Annotated in this window: 18 protein-coding genes; 8 read left to right on the top strand and 10 right to left on the bottom strand. The window is 64.3% G+C overall.

Going from position 1 to position 17,307, the window contains the following annotated elements; genetic code table 11:
• Nucleotides 1-334 precede the first annotated feature (334 nt).
• A complete protein-coding gene (locus tag NDO48_RS15280; protein ID WP_323848105.1) occupies nt 335-2,656 on the top strand; it encodes a long-chain fatty acid--CoA ligase in 2,322 nt (773 codons plus the stop codon).
• 101 nt (nt 2,657-2,757) lie between these two features.
• Here NDO48_RS15280 and NDO48_RS15275 read toward each other — a convergent pair whose 3' ends face one another.
• Nucleotides 2,758-3,222, bottom strand: a complete 465-nt coding sequence (locus NDO48_RS15275) for a winged helix-turn-helix transcriptional regulator (RefSeq protein WP_018426406.1) — start codon at nt 3,220-3,222, stop codon at nt 2,758-2,760.
• 176 nt (nt 3,223-3,398) lie between these two features.
• Between NDO48_RS15275 and NDO48_RS15270 the strand changes: the two genes are divergently transcribed.
• Entirely contained in the window at nt 3,399-4,145 is a 747-nt protein-coding gene (locus tag NDO48_RS15270; protein ID WP_267321738.1) for an AzlC family ABC transporter permease, read from the top strand.
• A complete protein-coding gene (locus NDO48_RS15265) occupies nt 4,142-4,441 on the top strand; it encodes an AzlD family protein (RefSeq protein WP_018426404.1) in 300 nt (99 codons plus the stop codon). The genes NDO48_RS15270 and NDO48_RS15265 overlap by 4 nt, the downstream gene beginning before the upstream one ends.
• Nucleotides 4,442-4,642: 201 nt before the next feature.
• Here NDO48_RS15265 and NDO48_RS15260 read toward each other — a convergent pair whose 3' ends face one another.
• From NDO48_RS15260 to pgi, 3 genes are all read right to left on the bottom strand, one after another.
• On the bottom strand, nt 4,643-5,107 hold the full coding sequence (locus tag NDO48_RS15260; protein ID WP_018426403.1) for a GNAT family N-acetyltransferase: 465 nt from the start codon (nt 5,105-5,107) through the stop codon (nt 4,643-4,645).
• Nucleotides 5,108-5,149: 42 nt separating this feature from the next.
• Nucleotides 5,150-5,857 carry an HAD family hydrolase gene (locus NDO48_RS15255; RefSeq protein ID WP_018426402.1) on the bottom strand — a complete coding sequence of 236 codons (708 nt, stop codon included), beginning with the start codon at nt 5,855-5,857 and terminating at the stop codon, nt 5,150-5,152.
• Nucleotides 5,858-5,987: 130 nt separating this feature from the next.
• Nucleotides 5,988-7,679, bottom strand: coding sequence for a glucose-6-phosphate isomerase (pgi, locus tag NDO48_RS15250; protein WP_051091937.1), 1,692 nt, complete (start codon nt 7,677-7,679; stop codon nt 5,988-5,990).
• A 218-nt stretch (nt 7,680-7,897) separates the two neighbouring features.
• On the opposite strand from pgi, the gene NDO48_RS15245 reads away from it, so the two are divergent.
• A complete protein-coding gene (locus NDO48_RS15245) occupies nt 7,898-9,391 on the top strand; it encodes a PLP-dependent aminotransferase family protein (protein WP_018426400.1) in 1,494 nt (497 codons plus the stop codon).
• Nucleotides 9,392-9,582: 191 nt separating this feature from the next.
• Nucleotides 9,583-11,172 carry a trimethylamine methyltransferase family protein gene (locus NDO48_RS15240; protein WP_018426399.1) on the top strand — a complete coding sequence of 530 codons (1,590 nt, stop codon included), beginning with the start codon at nt 9,583-9,585 and terminating at the stop codon, nt 11,170-11,172.
• 37 nt (nt 11,173-11,209) lie between these two features.
• Here NDO48_RS15240 and NDO48_RS15235 read toward each other — a convergent pair whose 3' ends face one another.
• From NDO48_RS15235 to NDO48_RS15225, 3 genes are read right to left on the bottom strand one after another with little or no spacing between them, the layout of a single operon-like run.
• Complete coding sequence (locus tag NDO48_RS15235; protein WP_267321737.1) at nt 11,210-12,442, bottom strand: NAD(P)/FAD-dependent oxidoreductase; 1,233 nt, start codon at nt 12,440-12,442, stop codon at nt 11,210-11,212.
• Nucleotides 12,442-12,759 (bottom strand): 2Fe-2S iron-sulfur cluster-binding protein, encoded by a 318-nt coding sequence (locus tag NDO48_RS15230; protein ID WP_018426397.1) that lies wholly within the window; start codon nt 12,757-12,759, stop codon nt 12,442-12,444. Before NDO48_RS15230 ends, NDO48_RS15235 begins: the two co-directional genes overlap by 1 nt.
• A gap of 8 nt (nt 12,760-12,767) precedes the next feature.
• Nucleotides 12,768-13,370 carry an MSMEG_1061 family FMN-dependent PPOX-type flavoprotein gene (locus tag NDO48_RS15225; protein ID WP_026226864.1) on the bottom strand — a complete coding sequence of 201 codons (603 nt, stop codon included), beginning with the start codon at nt 13,368-13,370 and terminating at the stop codon, nt 12,768-12,770.
• Between the two features lie 148 nt (nt 13,371-13,518).
• On the opposite strand from NDO48_RS15225, the gene NDO48_RS15220 reads away from it, so the two are divergent.
• Nucleotides 13,519-14,661: an ROK family transcriptional regulator gene (locus NDO48_RS15220; RefSeq protein WP_018426395.1), complete on the top strand. Its 1,143-nt coding sequence runs from the start codon at nt 13,519-13,521 to the stop codon at nt 14,659-14,661.
• Nucleotides 14,662-14,663: 2 nt separating this feature from the next.
• Here the strand turns inward: NDO48_RS15220 and NDO48_RS15215 are convergent, their stop codons facing one another.
• From NDO48_RS15215 to NDO48_RS15205, 3 genes are all read right to left on the bottom strand, one after another.
• Complete coding sequence (locus tag NDO48_RS15215; protein ID WP_018426394.1) at nt 14,664-15,062, bottom strand: hypothetical protein; 399 nt, start codon at nt 15,060-15,062, stop codon at nt 14,664-14,666.
• Nucleotides 15,063-15,111: 49 nt separating this feature from the next.
• On the bottom strand, nt 15,112-15,516 hold the full coding sequence (locus NDO48_RS15210; RefSeq protein WP_018426393.1) for a hypothetical protein: 405 nt from the start codon (nt 15,514-15,516) through the stop codon (nt 15,112-15,114).
• A 79-nt stretch (nt 15,517-15,595) separates the two neighbouring features.
• On the bottom strand, nt 15,596-16,303 hold the full coding sequence (locus NDO48_RS15205; RefSeq protein ID WP_018426392.1) for a DUF6065 family protein: 708 nt from the start codon (nt 16,301-16,303) through the stop codon (nt 15,596-15,598).
• A gap of 166 nt (nt 16,304-16,469) precedes the next feature.
• On the opposite strand from NDO48_RS15205, the gene NDO48_RS15200 reads away from it, so the two are divergent.
• Entirely contained in the window at nt 16,470-16,823 is a 354-nt protein-coding gene (locus tag NDO48_RS15200; RefSeq protein WP_018426391.1) for an ArsR/SmtB family transcription factor, read from the top strand.
• Nucleotides 16,807-17,268 (top strand): SRPBCC family protein, encoded by a 462-nt coding sequence (locus NDO48_RS15195; RefSeq protein WP_018426390.1) that lies wholly within the window; start codon nt 16,807-16,809, stop codon nt 17,266-17,268. Before NDO48_RS15200 ends, NDO48_RS15195 begins: the two co-directional genes overlap by 17 nt.
• Nucleotides 17,269-17,307: the final 39 nt, after the last annotated feature.

Genomic DNA, 17,307 nt, shown 5'->3' with positions numbered 1-17,307 from the left:
ACCCACAACCGGCTTCGCCATAGTCGTATATTGCAGCATTGATTGTGCTTTGCCCGCGTTCGACTTCGGCCGCGCTTTCACAAGAGCATGCTTAATCAAATCCGACCGCGACAATTCACAACCAACGGCGGTCGACGGGGCCGTTTTCAACATTCTAGATTTCATCGGGAAAGCTGACGCTGGGTGATACTTGCCGTTAACGTCAGCTGGCAATACAAACAATCTACAACATGCCCCAACGCGGCACTGTTCTTGAAGCGCTGCGACCAAAAGGGGGCTCCGAAAAACCGGCGACCATCAGGCCGGAAACACAAGAACAGCCAGGGAGGCGCAATTGGCAAAATCGTCGGGCAAGGCGAGCACCCCAAAGACCACCGCTACGAAAGCGGCGGCCAAGCCGGCCGAAACAGCCAAAACGGAGACCAAGGCCGCTCCGAAGGCCGTCGCCAAGCCGGCTGCAAAGCCTGTCGCCGAAAAGGCCCCGGCCAAAGCCGCCGCGAAGGCTACGGCAGCGAAGGCCGCAGCGCCCAAGGCGCCTGCTCCAAAGACTGAAGCCAAGGTCACCGCGGCCAAGCCGGCAAAGGCTGCGCCTGCCAAAGCCGCTGAAGCAAAGCCTGCTGCAAAGACTGCCCCGAAGCCTGCACCAGCGAAGAGCACTGCTGCTCCTGCCGCCGCCAAGCCCGCAGCAGCAAAGAGTCCGGCAAAGAACACTGTTGCTCCTGCAGCGAAATCCGCCACCAAAGCGGCCAAGGTCGCGGCATCAGCAACAAAGGCTCCTGCGGCGAAAGAACTGAAGCCGGCCGCGCCCGCAAAGGTCGCCGCTCCGGCAAAGGCCGAGGCCAAACCTGCAGCGAAGAAGCCGGCTGCCAAAAAGGCTGCATCCCCGGCGAAAGCCGCCCCCGCCGCGCTGGCCGCAATCACACCGGCCAAGATGAACGGCTCGGCAGCCAAACCCACCGCAGCCACATTGGCCAAGCCGGCCGCCAAGGCCGACCCAAAGCCTTGGCTCAAGAGCTACCCCGCCAACATGGCGAGCGAGATCGCGCCGCTGGCCCATCAGTCGATCGGCGACCTGCTCGCCGCTGCCTGCCACCAATATGCCGGCCGGCCGGCGTTCTCGTGCATGGGCAAGTCACTGACCTATGGCGAGCTCGACCGCATGTCGACCGCCTTTGCCGCCTGGCTCCAGTCGAAGGGCCTCGCCAAGGGCGCGCGCGTCGCGATCATGATGCCCAACGTGCTGCAATATCCCGTCGCGATGATGGCGGTGCTGCGCGCCGGCTACACGGTGGTCAACGTCAACCCGCTCTATACGCCGCGCGAACTCGAGCACCAGCTCAAGGATTCGGGCGCCGAGGCAATCGTTATCCTCGAGAACTTCGCCACCACGCTGCAGGCGGTCGTCGCCAAGACCAATGTCAAGCATGTCGTCGTCGCCTCGATGGGCGAGATGCTCGGCGTCAAGGGCATCCTGGTCAACCTGGTGGTGCGCAAGGTCAAGAAGCTGGTGCCGGCCTGGTCGCTGCCGGGCCACGTCAAGTTCATGGCCGCCCTGCACGAAGGCCAGGCCAGGCAGCTGAAGCCCGTCGAGGTCGCCGCCACCGACATCGCCTTCCTGCAATATACCGGCGGCACGACAGGCGTCTCCAAGGGCGCGATGCTGATCCACTCCAACGTGCTCGCCAACGTCGCCCAGCTGGCGCTGTGGGTGGAAGATGCCTACACGGTTCGGCCCAAGCCGCCGCATCTGACCTTCATCTGCGCGCTGCCGCTCTACCATATCTTCGCACTCACGGTGAACGCGCTGATGGGCATGCAGCAAGGGGCGCTCAACGTGCTCATCCCCAACCCGCGCGACATCCCCGGCTTCGTCAAGGAGCTGAAGAAGTTCAACTTCAACATCTTCCCGGGCCTCAACACGCTGTTCAACGCGCTGTGCAACAACGAGGACTTCCGCAAGCTCGACTTCTCGGGCCTGATCCTGTCGCTCGGCGGCGGCATGGCCGTGCAGCGGGCCGTGGCCGAGCGCTGGAAGAAGCTCACCGGCAACCACATCACTGAGGGCTACGGCCTGTCGGAAACCTCGCCTGTGGCGACCGCCAACAAGTGCTCGTCGCCCGACTTCACCGGCACCATCGGCCTGCCCCTGCCCTCCACCGACATCGCCATCCGCGACGAGGACGGCAGGGATGTTGCGCTCGGCGAGGTCGGCGAGATCTGCATCAAGGGCCCGCAGGTCATGGCAGGCTACTGGAACCGCGCGGACGAAACCGCCAAGGTCATGACCTCCGACGGCTACTTCAAGTCGGGCGACATGGGCTTCATGGACGAGACCGGCTACACCAAGATCGTCGACCGCAAGAAGGACATGATCCTGGTCTCGGGCTTCAACGTCTATCCGAACGAACTTGAGGACGTCGTCGCCCAGCACCCCGGCGTGCTCGAGGTCGCAGCCATCGGCGTGCCGGACGAGCATTCGGGCGAAGTGCCCAAGCTGTTCGTCGTGCGCAAGGATCCCGACCTGTCGGCCGAGACCCTGCTCGCCTACTGCCGCGAAAACCTCACCGGCTACAAGCGCCCGAAATACATCGAGTTCCGCACCGAACTGCCGAAGACCAATGTCGGCAAGATTCTCAGGCGCGAACTGAGGGGATAGTCGGGTTTCGACCGTCATCATCAAGAGCCCGCCATCAGGCGGGCTTTTTCTTTGCCTGGCACACCGCCGAGATTCCAAGTCAGACCGGCCTCACCTGAATCTCATAGCGGCAGTTCCGACGTCCGCTTGATGATCTGGCTCGGCACGTCGGTCTTGACGTTCTGCACGCCCTTGATGCGGCTCAGATGTTCCGACTGGAAGCGGCGATATTCGTCGATGTCGGCGGCAACGATGCGCACCATGGCGTCGCAGTCGCCCAGCATCAGGTAACATTCCAGCACCTGGGGAAAGCGCGAAATCTCGCGGGCGAAGTGCTCGATCGTGTCCTCATCCTGCGCCTGCAGCCAGATGCGGGTGAAGAAGGTCTGCCCCTTGCCGATCTTGCTCGGATTGACCAGTGCAACATAGCGGTCGATCACCCCTGCATCCTCCAGCAGCTTGACCCGCCGCAGGCAGGGCGACGGCGACAGCCCGACCTCGCGCGCCAGTTCATTGTTGGGCAGCCGCCCGTTGCGCTGCAGGGCACGCAGGATGCGTCGGTCGATATCATCGAGCTGGATTGGCATCAGATTTCATCCCGAAAGTACATCTTGGTCCATTCTGCCAATTTTTCTCATTTCGCTGCCATATTCGCAACCCGATTGCGACGAAATCAGCATACTCATTCAGCCATCGATCCCGCAACGAACCGCCCTCAACGAACCGAAGGACGCGCGCGCCGCCGGCGCGCCGACGCTGTCGCATGACCATCATCCAAGCCCCCGCGCTGGCGGCAAATGCCGGCGCCACCACCGGATCGGAGTTCCGGCGCGGCATCGCCGCCTGCATGCCCGTGTTGCTCGGCATCGTGCCCTACGGCCTGGTTCTCGGCGCGCAGGCGGCGCGCAAGAGCCTGAGCGGCCTCGAAGTGCCATTGATGACCGGGCTAAACTTCGCCGGCGGCTCGGAGTTCGCGGCCATCCAGCTTTGGAGTTCGCCGCCCCACATCCTGCTGATCGTCTTCGTCACGCTCCTGGTCAACAGTCGCCACCTGCTGATGGGGGCGGCGCTCGCGCCCTATCTACGGCACCTTTCGAAACGCAAGGCCTTCGCCTCGCTGTTTTTCATGTGCGACGAAAGCTGGGCAATGTCGCTCGCAGACAGCAAGGAACGCGCCGCCACCGGCACGTCGCTGCCTGCCTTCAGCCTGCCCTACTACATGGGCGCGTCGCTCGCGGTCTATGTCGCCTGGGTTGCCTTCACCACCGCAGGCGCCTTGCTCGGCCCTGTCATGGGCGACATCGACGCGCTCGGCTTCGACATGGCGTTTCCCGCCGTGTTCCTCGTGCTGATGCGCGGCATGTGGACGACGGCGGCTGCGGCTCGCCCCTGGCTGGTCAGCCTCGTGGTCGCAGCCGTCACCCACCTCGTGCTGCCCGGCGCCTGGTTCATCGCCGCCGGCGCCGCCTCCGGCCTGGCCGCCGCCTACTACCTCGCAGGTGACGCATGATCGATCTTCTGAACCTCGTGACCATCCTGCTGATGGCCGCCGTCACCTATTTCACCCGTGTCGGCGGCTACGTGCTCCTGCGCAACCGCACCCTCAGCGCCCGCGCCACCGCTGTCATGGAGGCCGCACCCGGCTGCGTCCTCATCTCTGTCATCGCCCCCGCCTTCGTCGCCGACCGCCCCGCCGACCTCCTCGGCCTCGCAGTTACGGTGCTTTGCGCAACCCGCCTGTCGATGCTGCCGACAGTGCTGCTGGGCATCGCCTCGACCGGTGCGGCGAGGTACCTGCTGGGATAGTCGTCACTTCAACACGGACATTCTTCATCGCCGAGCGGTCAACCGAGCGCGCTGGCACCCGGAGACTGCTCCACTCGAAGCAGAAATACGACAGATGACGTATTGCCCGTTCGCGGCTGCCGAAAGATCACCTGCGGGTCAAGGATCAAGTCGATCCGAAGGCGCAAGCACACTGAGCGATCGCGCTTCGAACAAACCGCTTCACGCTTCTCGCGCTGGAAGCCTTCGCATCTCAAACCCCGTCTTCGTCGTCTGGAACCCGGCGTTGCGATAGAACCCCAGCGTCGCCGGTTCCTTCGAGCCGGTGAGCAGCATCACCTTGTAGCAGCCGAGCGACCATGCGGCGTCCACGGCCGCAAGCAGCACGGCCTTGCCGTGGCCCCGGCCACGGAAGTCGGCATGCGTCACCACATTCTCGATCAGCGCGTAGTTGGCGCCGCTGCGGACGAAGTTGGGTACCACCACCAGCGTGCAGGTTGCCACCTGCTCGCCATCGACCAACCCAAGGAAGATGCCGCTCGGCCCGTAATGCGAGAAGCGTTCCCAGATGTCCTCCGCCTGCTCGGTACCGACCGGCATATCGTCGGGCACAAGATGGCGATAGAGTTGCACCAGTTCGGGCAGGTCTTCGCGGGTCGCCCGACGGATGGTCAGCTCATCAGCCATTGGAGTGTCCCTGGGAGCAGGTCGATGAACGCGGCAGGCCCCTCAGGCCTCGCGGGCGAGGAAGGCCGGCAGGTCAGCGATTGAATCGAGCACCACATCGGCCATCGGCGTCAGCGATTCCCGCGTGCCGGTGCCCGACAGCACGGCGATCGCCAGCGCACCGCCGGCCCTCGCCATTTCGAGGTCGTGGCGATTGTCGCCGACCATGGCGATCTCCGACGGCTTCAAGCCGGTGAGGTCGGAAAAGGCGTGGATCGCATCCGGTGCCGGCTTGGGGTTGGCGACCGCGTCATAACCATAGGCAGCGTCGAACATCTGGGCGACGCCCAGCGACAGCAGCGTCTTCTCGGCTCCACCGGTCGAATCGTTGGTGGCGACGCCAAGCTTGAAGCCGGCGCTGTGCAGGCTTGCCAGCGCGTCCTTGCTGCCCGGCAGCGCCACGGCCTTGGCCGCGCCTTCCTCTGCCGTCACCTGGTCGAAATGCTTGACCATCGCCGCCCGCTCGGCATCATCGACCTCGGGATACCAGAGCTCGACGATGTCGGCATTGGTGCCCGCGGCAAACACCGAGTCGGCCTTGAAGCAATGGGCATCGAAGTCGTAGCCGGCTGCCGTCATCAGCGCATCGGCGCGCTTGCGGTCGCCGCCCGCAGCCTTCATCGCCATGTGGTCGCCGATGGCGAACCACGTCGCCTGGAAGTCGACGAGCGTGCCGTCCTTGTCGAAGAGGATGCCCTTGATGCCCCGCAAATCATTTACTCCCTGCGCATCGCGCCCCGGATCTTCGGAACACACGATGCGGATCTGAAATTCTGCGCCGCCCCGAAAATCCGTTTCGATTTTCGGGGCGGCGCGTGGGTCTAGAAACCTGGAGCGTTCTTCAAGCGTCCGACTGGCCGCTCGATGCCCTTAGCCGGTGAATATGCTCCACCAAGCCGGCTGTCGAGGCGTCGCTTCGCGCGGCATTTTCCCGCCCCTGGACGACAGGCAGCAGTCCGGTGGCCAGTTCCTTGCCCAGTTCTACGCCCCATTGGTCGAAGGCGTTGATCCCAAACAGCTGCGCCTCGACGAAGACGCGGTGCTCGTAGAGCGCAATCAGCCGGCCAAGCGTGAACGGGTCGAGCTTGCGGTAGAGAATGGTCACCGACGGACGGTTGCCCGAGAAGACGCGATGCGGCGCGATCTTGTCGACCTCTTCGGGCTTCATGCCCTTGGTCAGCATCTGCCGCCGCGCCTCTTCGAGCGTGCGCCCCTTCATCAGCGCTTCCGATTGCGCCAGGCAGTTGGCGAGCAAGAGGTCGTGATGCTCCTGGAGGTCCGGCTCATGGCCTTCGGCCGCCGCCAGGAACTCGACCGGGATGAAATCGGTGCCCTGGTGCAAAAGCTGGAAGAAGGCGTGCTGGCCGTTGGTGCCCGGTTCGCCCCAGACCAGCGGGCCGGTCGGCGTCACCACGCCGCCGCCGGCCAGCGTCACGCTCTTGCCGTTCGATTCCATGTCGAGCTGCTGCAAATAGGCCGGCAGCCGCGACAGGCGCTGGTCATAGGGGATGACCGCGCGTGCCGGATGATTGCAGACCACCCGGTTCCAGAAGCCGACGAGGCCCATCAGCACCGGGATGTTCTTGAGCAGCGGGGCCTCGACGAAGTGCTTGTCCATGGCGTGCGCGCCGGCGAGGAATTCGCCGAAATTCTTCGGGCCGACCGCGATCATGATCGGCAGGCCGATCGCCGACCAAAGGGAATAGCGGCCGCCGACCCAGTCCCAAAAGCCGAAGACGCGGTCCTTTTCGATGCCAAAGGCAGCCACCTTGTCGAGTGCGGTCGACACGGCGGCGAAATGCTGGCCCACGGCGTTGGCGCCCAGTGCTGCCTGCACCCAGCGTCGCGCCGTCTCGGCATTGGTCATGGTCTCGACGGTGGTGAAGGTCTTCGACGCGATGATGAACAGCGTCGTCTCGGCATTCAGCCCCTTCAGCGTGTCGTGGATGTGGGCGCCGTCGACATTGGAGACGTAATGCGAACGCGGTCCGTCATGGTAGGGCGACAGCGCCAGCGTTGCCATGGCCGGGCCGAGATCGGAGCCGCCGATGCCGATGTTGACGACGTCGGTGATCTTCTTGCCGGTGGCGCCAGCGGCCTTGCCCGAGCGGACGGCATCGGCAAAGGCCGACATCGCGTCGAGCACGGCATGAACGTCAATGGTCACGTCGTGGCCGTCGAGTATGACCGGCTCACCCTTGGGATTGCGCAATGCGGTGTGCAGCACCGCGCGGTCCTCTGTTACGTTGATGCGGTCGCCGCGGAACATCGCCGCGCGCCGTCCGGGCAGGTCGACGACAAGCGCCAGTTTTTCCAGCAGCGACATGGCCTCGGCATCGACAGCGCATTTCGACCAGTCGAACAGAAGGTCGCCGTCAGTGACCGAAAAGCTCTTGAAGCGCCTGGGATCGGAGGCAAACGCCGCGCGCATGTTCATCTGCGCGTCCTGATGGTGGTTGCGAAGCGCGGCCAGTGCCGCCTTGAAGGGTTGGTCGATCACCTGGGACCTCCGGGGATTGTCAGCTGCTGGCATCATCCTAGCAGACCTGGGGACTCATTGAGAAATGCCGCGGCGGACTATCGTGGCAAATTTCAATCGGTTCAACCGAAGACTTCCGCAACTGGAACCGGAAAGTTCACTGGCATAAATCCCAAGGATTAGAAAAATTGATTGGTGCAAGACGTTGAGCCAAGGATAGCTTTCTATGGTCCAGCAAAATCAAAAAGACTGGACATGCAGGAAACGTCACTATGCCACAGCGAAACGACACGGCGATCTGGTCCGGCCTCTTCAGGATCTCGGCGGAATCGGGCCAGACCCTTCAGGCCCAGATCCGGCAGGCGATCGTGGCGGCCATTCTCGACAGGCAGATCGCGGCGTCAATGCCGCTGCCATCCTGCCGAATTCTTGCCGAAAAGCTCGGCGTGGCGCGTGGCACGGTGGTGCTTGCTTTCCAGCAACTGGTCGATCAGGGCTTCCTCGTGGCGCGCGAGCGTCGCGGCCATTTCGTCAATCCCGAAGTTCTGGCGACGCCGGCCAAGCCGCAGCAGAAGGCCCCCGACCAGGCCAATGAAATCGATTGGAAGGCGCGTCGGCAGATCGCCGCCTCCGACATGCAGCCGCCGGCCAAGCTCGACAACTGGATCAAGTCATCCTATCCGTTCGTCTACGGCCAGTTCGACCCGACCCTGTTTCCGACCGCCGAATGGCGCGAATGCAACCGCATGGCGCTGGCCGTGCTCGAGATCCGCAACTGGGCGGCCGACATGGTCGACCGCGACGACCCGCTTCTGATCGAGCAGATCCAGGCGCGACTGCTGCCGCGTCGCGGCATCTTCGCCAATCCCGACGAGATCATCGTCACGCTGGGTGCCCAGAACGCGCTCTACATGCTTGCCTCGCTGCTGATGACCAAGGGGTCGAAGGTGGCGATGGAGGACCCGGGCTACCCGGATGCGCGCTCGATCTTCCGCCTCGCCGGCGCCGATATCGAGCCCGTGCCGGTGGACCAGCAGGGCATCGTCACCTCGGCCATCCCGTCGGATGCGGGCTTTGTCTTCGTCACGCCGAGCCATCAGTGCCCGACCATGGTGCCGCTCAGCGCCGAGCGCCGGCAGGATCTTCTGGCGCGCGCCATGCGCAACAACCAGATCATCATCGAGGACGGCTATGACAGCCAGTTGCTCGACGAGGCACCGCAGCAGGCGCTGAAGAGCCTCGACCGCTCGGGCCGCGTCGTCTATGTCGGCTCGATGTCGAAGACGCTCGCCCCTGGCCTGCGCCTTGGCTACATCGTCGCCTCCGCCGGGCTGATCTCGGAGCTGCGCGCCCTGCGCCGTTTCATGCTGCGCCATCCGCCAGCCAACAACCAGCGCGCGGTCGCGCTGTTCCTGTCGCTCGGCCATCACGAGGCGCTGGTGCGCCGCCTGTCGACCGCATTCGGCGAGAGGCGCAAACGATTGGTCCAGGCTATGTCAGCATTCCTGCCAGATTGGCAGGCGACCGATGCCGCAGGCGGCACGTCGCTGTGGCTGGAAGGACCGCGCGGAACCGACTCCCGCGGCCTTGCGGCGGCGGCTGCGGCACGCTCGGTCATCATCGAGCCGGGCGAGCGCTTCTTCGAGCACAGCGACAAGCCTACACGCTTTATGCGGCTTGGCATTTCCTCGATCGCCCTCCAGCATATCGAGCCCGGAATCCGCGAGCTTGCGACCGCTGCCGGACGTCGTCCCGCCGCCGCCTGAAACCTCTTCCGATCTTGTTTGCCGGCGGTCCTTTCGGGCCGCCGGTTTGCATTTGTATCTGGCATATCTCGCACAATCCGCTGGCCCATGGCTTGGGCCAATGGACGCGGCATAGTCGTCTCCAGGGAACGAGGCTGAACGACGGTGGCATAATCACTGCGGGCCAGCCTCACAAAAATCGGAGGATATGCATGCCAGCAGTCGCGGAAACGCATGACGCATTGGCAGACCAACGCTCACGCCGATCCGGCGGGCGCGAGGCGCGACGAGCGCTGCGTTCAGCACCCCTGGCCGAGGACATACGCCCTGTCCGCGCCGGCCTCGAAGGCGGCCATTTCAAACCGCTCGGCCAGAACGAACTCGAGCGTATCCACGAGGCGGTGCTGACGCTGCTTGAAACCGTCGGCTTCGCCAACGCCATCCCGAGTTGCATCGAGGCGCTGAAACGGGTCGGCGCCACCTACAGCGATGACGGCCGCATCCGCTTCCCCCGCGCGCTGGTGCTGTCCACCATCAGGAACGCCGCCCGCAACTTCACGCTTTGCGGCCAGGACTCCAAGCACGACATGGTGATCCAGGGCAAGCGGGTCCATTACGGCACGGCGGGTGCCGCCGTTCACCTCGTCGACGTCGAGAAGCGCGAATATCGCGAAAGCCTGCTGCAGGACATCTATGACGCCGCCCGCATCGTCGACGGGCTCGACAACATCCACTTCTTCCAGCGGCCGATGGTGCCGCGCGACATTCCCGATCCGCTGGAGATGGATTTCAACACGCTCTACGCCTGCGTCTCCGGCACTTCCAAGCATGTCGGCACCAGCTTCACCGTGCGCGAGAACGTCGCGCCGGCACTGGAGATGCTTTACGAAATTGCCGGCGGCGAGGAGAACTTCCGCGCCCGGCCCTTCGTCTCCAATTCCAACTGTTTCGTCGTGCCGCCGATGAAGTTCGCCGAGGATGCCTGCGGCGTGCTCGAAGCTTGTGTCGAAGGCGGCATCCCGATTCTTTTGCTGTCCGCCGGTCAGGCTGGGGCTACGGCACCGGCGGCAATTGCCGGCGCTGTCGTCCAGGCAGTGGCAGAAGTTTTGGCCGGCCTCGTCTATGTCAACGCGCTGAAACCGGGGCACCCGGCAATCTTCGGCACCTGGCCCTTCGTCTCCGATTTGCGCACCGGCGCCATGTCCGGCGGCTCGGCCGAGCAGGCGCTGCTGACGGCCGCCTGCGCCCAGATGGCCCAATTCTACGACCTGCCCGGAGGCTCGGCCGCCGGCATGGCCGACTCCAAGCTGCCCGATATTCAGTCCGGCTACGAGAAGGGCATCACCAATGTCATGGCGGGGCTGTCGGGCCTCAATCTGGTCTATGAGTCCGCGGGCATGCATGCCTCGCTGCTCGGCTTCTGCCTGGAGAGCCTGATCATCGACAACGATATGCTGGGCCAATGCCTGCGCTGCGTGCGTGGCATCGAGGTTTCGGACGAGGCGCTGTCAATCGCCACCATCTCCGAAGTATGCCTCAACGGCCCCGGCCACTATCTCGGCAACGAGCAGACGCTGAGGCTGATGCAGACGGAGTATTTTTATCCCGCCGTCGCCGATCGCTTCTCGCCCAAGGAATGGAACGAGAAAGGCAAGCCCGACCTGCTCGGCAAGGCCATTGCCGAAAAGAAGCGCGTGCTCGCCGAACGCTTCCCAAGGCATGTTTCGAAGGCGACCGACGACAAGCTCCGCGCCCGCTTTGGCGAACTCATCCATCTGCCGCGCAGCGGCATGGGCGGGTAGTCGCACAGGCACACGGCGGCCCTTTCGTACGCTGCAGCTACGCCGCGCGTGAAGCCTCGATCGGTCGCGCGGCGAGCGACTTCGCGAGAGCGACCATGTCGAAATCGGGGGCACATACCGCGTCCACTCCGAGTTGGACGCCCGCATCGAGAATGCGCCGCGCAGCCACATGAATGCGGTTGGCGTTGATCGTCTCGACTGCAGCGAGTTCGCCGTTGCGGAAGCACAACGCGACGTGGCCGCCGTCGGCCGTTAGCGTCCGCACCACGTCGTCAGGCTGCCGCAGTCCGACCATCTTCAGCTTGAGATCGCCAATGTCGCTCCAGAACCACGGCGTCTCTGCCGCGGGCGCCGGTCTACCGCAGAGCCGGGCCGCAATGCAGCGGGCCTGAAAGGTTGCATTGGCGACGCTTTCCAGGCGCGCAATGCCCCGAACTCGCACGCAGTCGCCGATGGCCGATATGCCGGCCGCCGAGGTCGCCAGCGCCGCGTCGACCAAGACGCCGTCGTCGACCTCGACCCCCGCATGCTGGGCCAGCTCGACATTGGGCACGGCCCCTATTCCGATGACCACCAGGTCCGTCTCGTACAGGCTGCAGTCAGCGAACCGCACTCCCGATATCCGCCGGCCATTGCCTTCGAAGCCGGAAATACCGGCACCGACAATCGTCTCGATGCCCATGTCCCGCAGCGCCGTCGCCAGCACGCTCGCTGTATCAGGGGACACCGACCGCCCAAGCGGCAGCGGACGCGATGCGGCGACAGTGACCTTCACGCCCCGCTTGGCGAGGGCAGCCGCCACTTCAAGACCGAGATAACCTGCGCCGACGACGAAGGCCCTCGTGCCGATGACGACGGATGTGGCCAGCCGGTACGCATCGCCGAGATTTCGGATCGAGACGATGCCGCTCAGCTCTTCGCCCGGAACCTCGAGCCTGCGGTTGCGGGAGCCTGTTGCAAGGATCAACTGGTCATAGGCGAGCTGTTCGACGGTGCTCAGCGTCAGGCGCTGTTCGCTGGCGTCGATCTCCTCCACCACCGTGGCTCGCCGCAGACTGATGTCTTGCGCCGAATAGAAGGCCGCCGGCCTGAGCGCGATCGCCGCGTCGGTCAGCCCTTCGGCAAAGCGTTTCGACAGCGGCGGGCGATGATAGGGCAATGCATTTTCCGCGCTGACGAGCTCGATCGCTCCGCTAAAGCCTTGGTCGCGCAGCGAGGCAGCCGCCTGGACCCCGGCATGGCCGGCACCGACGATGACGATGCGCTGCATCAGGCTGCTCCCGGCAGCGCCACGCTGAGCCCGTTAAGTTCGGGCACCAGCCTGATCTGGCAGGCGAGACGGCTCTGTTCGGTCACGCCCTCGGCCAGCGACAGCATGTCGGTTTCGTCGTCGGCCGGTGCGGGCAGTCTGTCAGTCCATTCACGGGCGACATGCACATGGCAGGTGCCGCACGAACAACCGCCGCCACATTCGGCGACGATGCCCTTGATGCCGGCGCCGAGTATGGCATTGAGCAGCGTGCCGCCGGATTCGGCGCTCAGGGTGCGCGTGTTGCCATCGGCCTCGGTGAAGCTGATTTCGATCATGTCACACCTCAGTAAAGCGTCCGCTGGTCGCCCACGCGGATCCATTCGATCATCTCGTCTTTGTCGAGACCGGCGATCTGGTCGGCCAACACCGCGCCCAGCGGCGGGAAATCCTCGCGCTTAGCAAAGGTTGTCGGATTCCAGACCTTGGAGCGGATGACCGCCTTGGCGCAGTGGAACAGCGCCTCGCGTATCCTTATGCGGATGGCGACCGGCGGTGTCTTGCCCTGGAAGGCGAGCTGCTCCAGTTCCGGCCCGACGACGAGGTCGGCCTCGCCATTGATGCGCAGGATTTCGCCCAGCCCAGGAACCAAAAACAGGCAGCCGACGCTCGGGTTGTCGAGGATGTTTTCCATCGTGTCGAGCCGGTTGTTGCCGGGCCGGTCGGGGATCAGGATCGTCTGCCTGTCGATCGCCTTGACGAAACCGGCCGGGTCGCCGCGCGGCGATACGTCGGCGCCGTTGTTCCCTTGCGTCGCGATCAGCAGGAACGGCGACAGCGACAGGAAATGCAAACAGTGCTTGTCGAGCCGGTCCAGCACCTTCTGCACCACCAGGTCGCCAGGCGGCGCAAACATCTCCCTCAGCTTCACGCGGTCGATCGACTGCATCAACTTTTCCTCCTTCGGCCTGCGACCCGTCCCCATGGCGAGCCTGTTCGATCCGCCGCGAGGCTAGAGGAAGCCACTCCGGAGTCAATAAAGAAATTTCGTTGTTTTACTTTTATATGCTAGCGAGACCGGAATCGAGGGAGGAAACATGGCCAACGGCAATTCGGCGACTCTCACCCGGCGCTACAACCGCACCGTCGTGCTCGACGCGTTGCGCCGCCACGGCAGCCTGTCGCGCGTCGAGCTGGCGCGGCTTTCCGGCCTCACCCCGCAGGGCATCCGCAACATCATCGAGGATCTGATCGACACCGGGCTGGTGCGCGAGACCGGCCGCCGTCGCGGCCAGCGCGGCCAGCCGCAGATCGACATCGAGATCAATCCGGGCGCCGGCTATTGCCTCGGCCTGCATGTCGCGGCCGGCCTCTGCCACGCCATCGCCACCGACCTCGCCGGCAATGTCCTGGCGCGGCCCGAGGCGCGTGCCTTCGACGGCGATCATGGCCAGCGAGTGGACGCGCTCAAGGTTATTTCGCGCGAGATTGATGCCGCGGCTGGCCGGCTGTCGCGGCTCGGCACTGGTGTCGTCGTCTCGCGTCCACTCGCCAGCCGCTGGTCGGCCACAGGCGGTCTCGCCGATGCGCAGGCGGAGTTCGCCAAGCCGTTCGAGGCGTTGTTTGCGTCGGCGCCCCTGGTGTTCGAAAACGACGCCAATGCCGCCGCCATGGCAGAATACACCCATGGCCAGGCCAAGGGACGCGGCGATTTCCTCTATCTGTTCCTCGGCGAAGGCGTGGGCGGCGCCATCGTGCAGGGCGGCGTGCCGGTGCATGGCGGGCGTGGTAACGCCGGCGAGTTCGGCCACATCCTCATCGATCCCAAGGGACCGAAATGCCATTGCGGCAACCGCGGCTGCCTGCACGGCTATCTGGCACTCGATGGGCTTCGGCACCTTCTGCCGGCGGACGCACCGCTTGCGCCGGAAACCTTGCCGCAGGCCTGGCTGGATGGCGCGGCGTCAGCGCTGTCGCGGGCGCTCGTCAGCCTTGAGAATATCTTCGATCCCCAGGCGATCGTGCTCGGCGGCACGGCACCCGTCTGGCTGCTGCACAAGCTGCTGGAGCGCATGGGCGATCCCGGCCCGTCGGTCCGCTCGGACGCGGCGGAGACACGCGTCGAAGTCAGCGGCCTCGGCCAGAGCTGCGCCCTCATCGGCGCCGCCGCCCTGCCCTTGCTCGCGCTCACCAGTCCCGACCCGGCGACCTTGATGAAAGAACCGTCGGTCGAAACGTAAGGTTAGCCCGCGCTGAGCCCGAAGCGCTCGACGACGTCGGGATTAATGAGTTTGGCATGCAGCGCGAGCAGGATGATCTGGGCGTCGAAGCCTTCCTCGGCCTCAAGTGCTGCCTCGATGCGGTGCTCGACGCGCTGGGTCATGTCGCCGCCATTGGCGTCGGCAAAGGCGTCCGCGCCAGCAATGCAGTAGCCAAACAGCTGGGCGATGGGCGCATAGGCCGAAACCGGCGGCTCGTCCGGCCAATGGTCCTTCATCAGGTTGACCATAGTCAGCTTCACCCCCTCCGGCACCAGCGCCGGATGCAGGTCGACCGCGCGCAGCGCACCATCCAGTTCGCGCAGGTCGCTGGATCGGCCGAACAGGCCGAGGAAACCGAGGGAAGAACGTCGTCTGGCCATGTCTGCGTCCGTTGCTTTGGTTTCCAGTTAGGCCACGCCGGTGCGGAATTCAAACACCGGCAGAAATACAGTCGGCGGATTTTCCGCCAGCGATGGAATAACCGCCAATGCCTCCCGTTCCTCCCCGGCAATCAGCAAGATTGTCGAACAGGAGATGACAGATGAAAAAGACCCTCGCCATTCTTGGTGCGCTGATCTTTGCAACACCACTGGCGCAGACGCCTGCACACGCCGATGACGACATCGGCCGCTTCTTCAAGACGGTTCTTACGGGCGGCAAGAAATCCGATGGCAAAAGCTGGTCGAACAGCTCGTCGAACTCGTCAAGCAATTCGAGTTCCAACCGTTCGTCAAACTCCTCGTCCAACTCCAGTTCCAACAGCTCGTCCAACTCCTCCAGCAATTCGAGCTCGAATTCCTCGTCCAATTCCAGCTCGAACTCGTCGTCCGACAACGATTGATCTCGGCGGAAGCAAGGAAAAAGGGCCGGTGGTTCGCCGCCGGCCCTTTTTGTCGTACCTTGAAAAGGCGTCTCAGCGCTGGGCGCGGGCGAACTTTCGGTACCATCCCTCGGCGGAGATGGTGTTACGGAAGACACGGGTACGGTCCTGCTTTTCGTCCTCGCTCTCGGCGCATATGTCGGCCGAAAGCTCCAGTGCCTTGCGCTCGAAGGGGATGACCTGCGCGATCGGCGCGCCCTTTTCGATGATGTGAAGCCCATCAGTGCCGGTGGCGAAGAACGGGAAATGGATGTCGGCCGTGTAGCTGTCGGTGTCGACAACACCCGAGACGATCTCGAAGATGCCGTTGGGGCGGTTCAGCGGCTGCACGAACAGGCAGCTCCAGCCCGGCGGCGTGCGGATGCTCCAGTAGTTGTGAAACTTGCAGGGCGGCAGCGGCGCGCGCGGGTTGCCGGCCACCTGGTGGGCGCCGTGGTTGCTGACCAGCGTGCGGTCGAAATCCCAGGCGGTGTCGACCTTCGCGCCGCCGTTCGAAATCTCCATGCGCACGGTTGCCGCGAGCCGGATGATCCAGCCGGCGGTCATGGCGTCGAGAAACGGCATGCAGCGCTTGACCGTCAGCCCGCTGTCGCCGGTCGACAGCTTCTCGGGATCGACCGCCGGCAGCTTGCGGAACCAGTCGGGCATGAAGGTCTTGGCCGGAACCGGCGGCGGGATCACGCCATCGTCCTCAGAGCGGCAGCGAAAGCGTATCGAGCGCGGCTTGGGCGTCAGGAACATTTTTGTCTCTCCTTGATGATGGCAGAGTGAACGGGCGAGGCGGGCCTCTATTCCATCGCGCAGGGCTTCTGCACCGCCATTGTGCGGCGTTGGTAGCGCGTGACTTGACTCCACTCCGCCCTAGCAGTATTTAACAATTACGTTAATTAACAAGTTTGCTAAATAAATGACCGAAGATCGCCTCGACGCCACTTTCGCCAGCCTCGCCGACCCCACAAGGCGAGCCATCCTCGCCCGGCTTGCCCAGGGCGAGGCGACGGTCAACGAACTGGCCGAGCCGTTCGAGATGAGCCTGCCTGCGATCTCGCGCCATCTGAAGGTGCTGGAGCGTGCCGGTCTCATCAGCCGCGGTCGCGAGGCGCAGTGGCGCCCGTGCCGGCTGGAGGCCGGACCGCTCAAGGACATTGCCAACTGGGTCGAGCACTACCGCCGCTTCTGGGATCAGAGCTTCGACCGCATGGCCGACTATCTCAAGGAACTGCAGACGCCCAAGGGAGATCCGGATGACCGCAAGAACTGACACTGTCGCCGCCCAGTCATTTGTCCTCGAATTCTCACGCGTCTTCGAAGCGCCGCCGGCGCTCGTCTTCCGCATGTGGTCGAGCCCCGAGCATCTCTGCCGCTGGTGGGGGCCGAAAGGCTTCACGTCGAGTTGCGAGACGCACGAGTTCCGCAAAGGCGGCAGCTATCATCTCCTGATCCACGGCCATCTCGACAACGGCATGTCCGGCTCCTTCCGCGAGATCGTCGAGAACCAGAGGATCGTCTTCACCTTCGCCTGGGATCACGACCCCGATTGGCAGACCCTGGTAACGGTGACGCTGAAGGCCGAGGGCGACGGTACGCGACTGACCTTCCGCCAGGAGCCGTTCCTCGACGTCGAAACCCGCGACTCGCATCTGGGTGGCTGGGGCGAATGCCTCGATCGCCTGGCCGATGCGCTCGCCGGCCGGCCCGTGGTTTGACCTTTCGCGCGCTGGCTGAAGCCGCCGGCGCACCGATTG

The organism is Aminobacter sp. MET-1, from assembly GCF_026521175.1.
Taxonomy (GTDB): domain Bacteria; phylum Pseudomonadota; class Alphaproteobacteria; order Rhizobiales; family Rhizobiaceae; genus Aminobacter.
The sequence above is the reverse complement of the archived record's forward strand: the minus strand, read 5'-3'. Positions and strand labels throughout refer to the sequence as shown.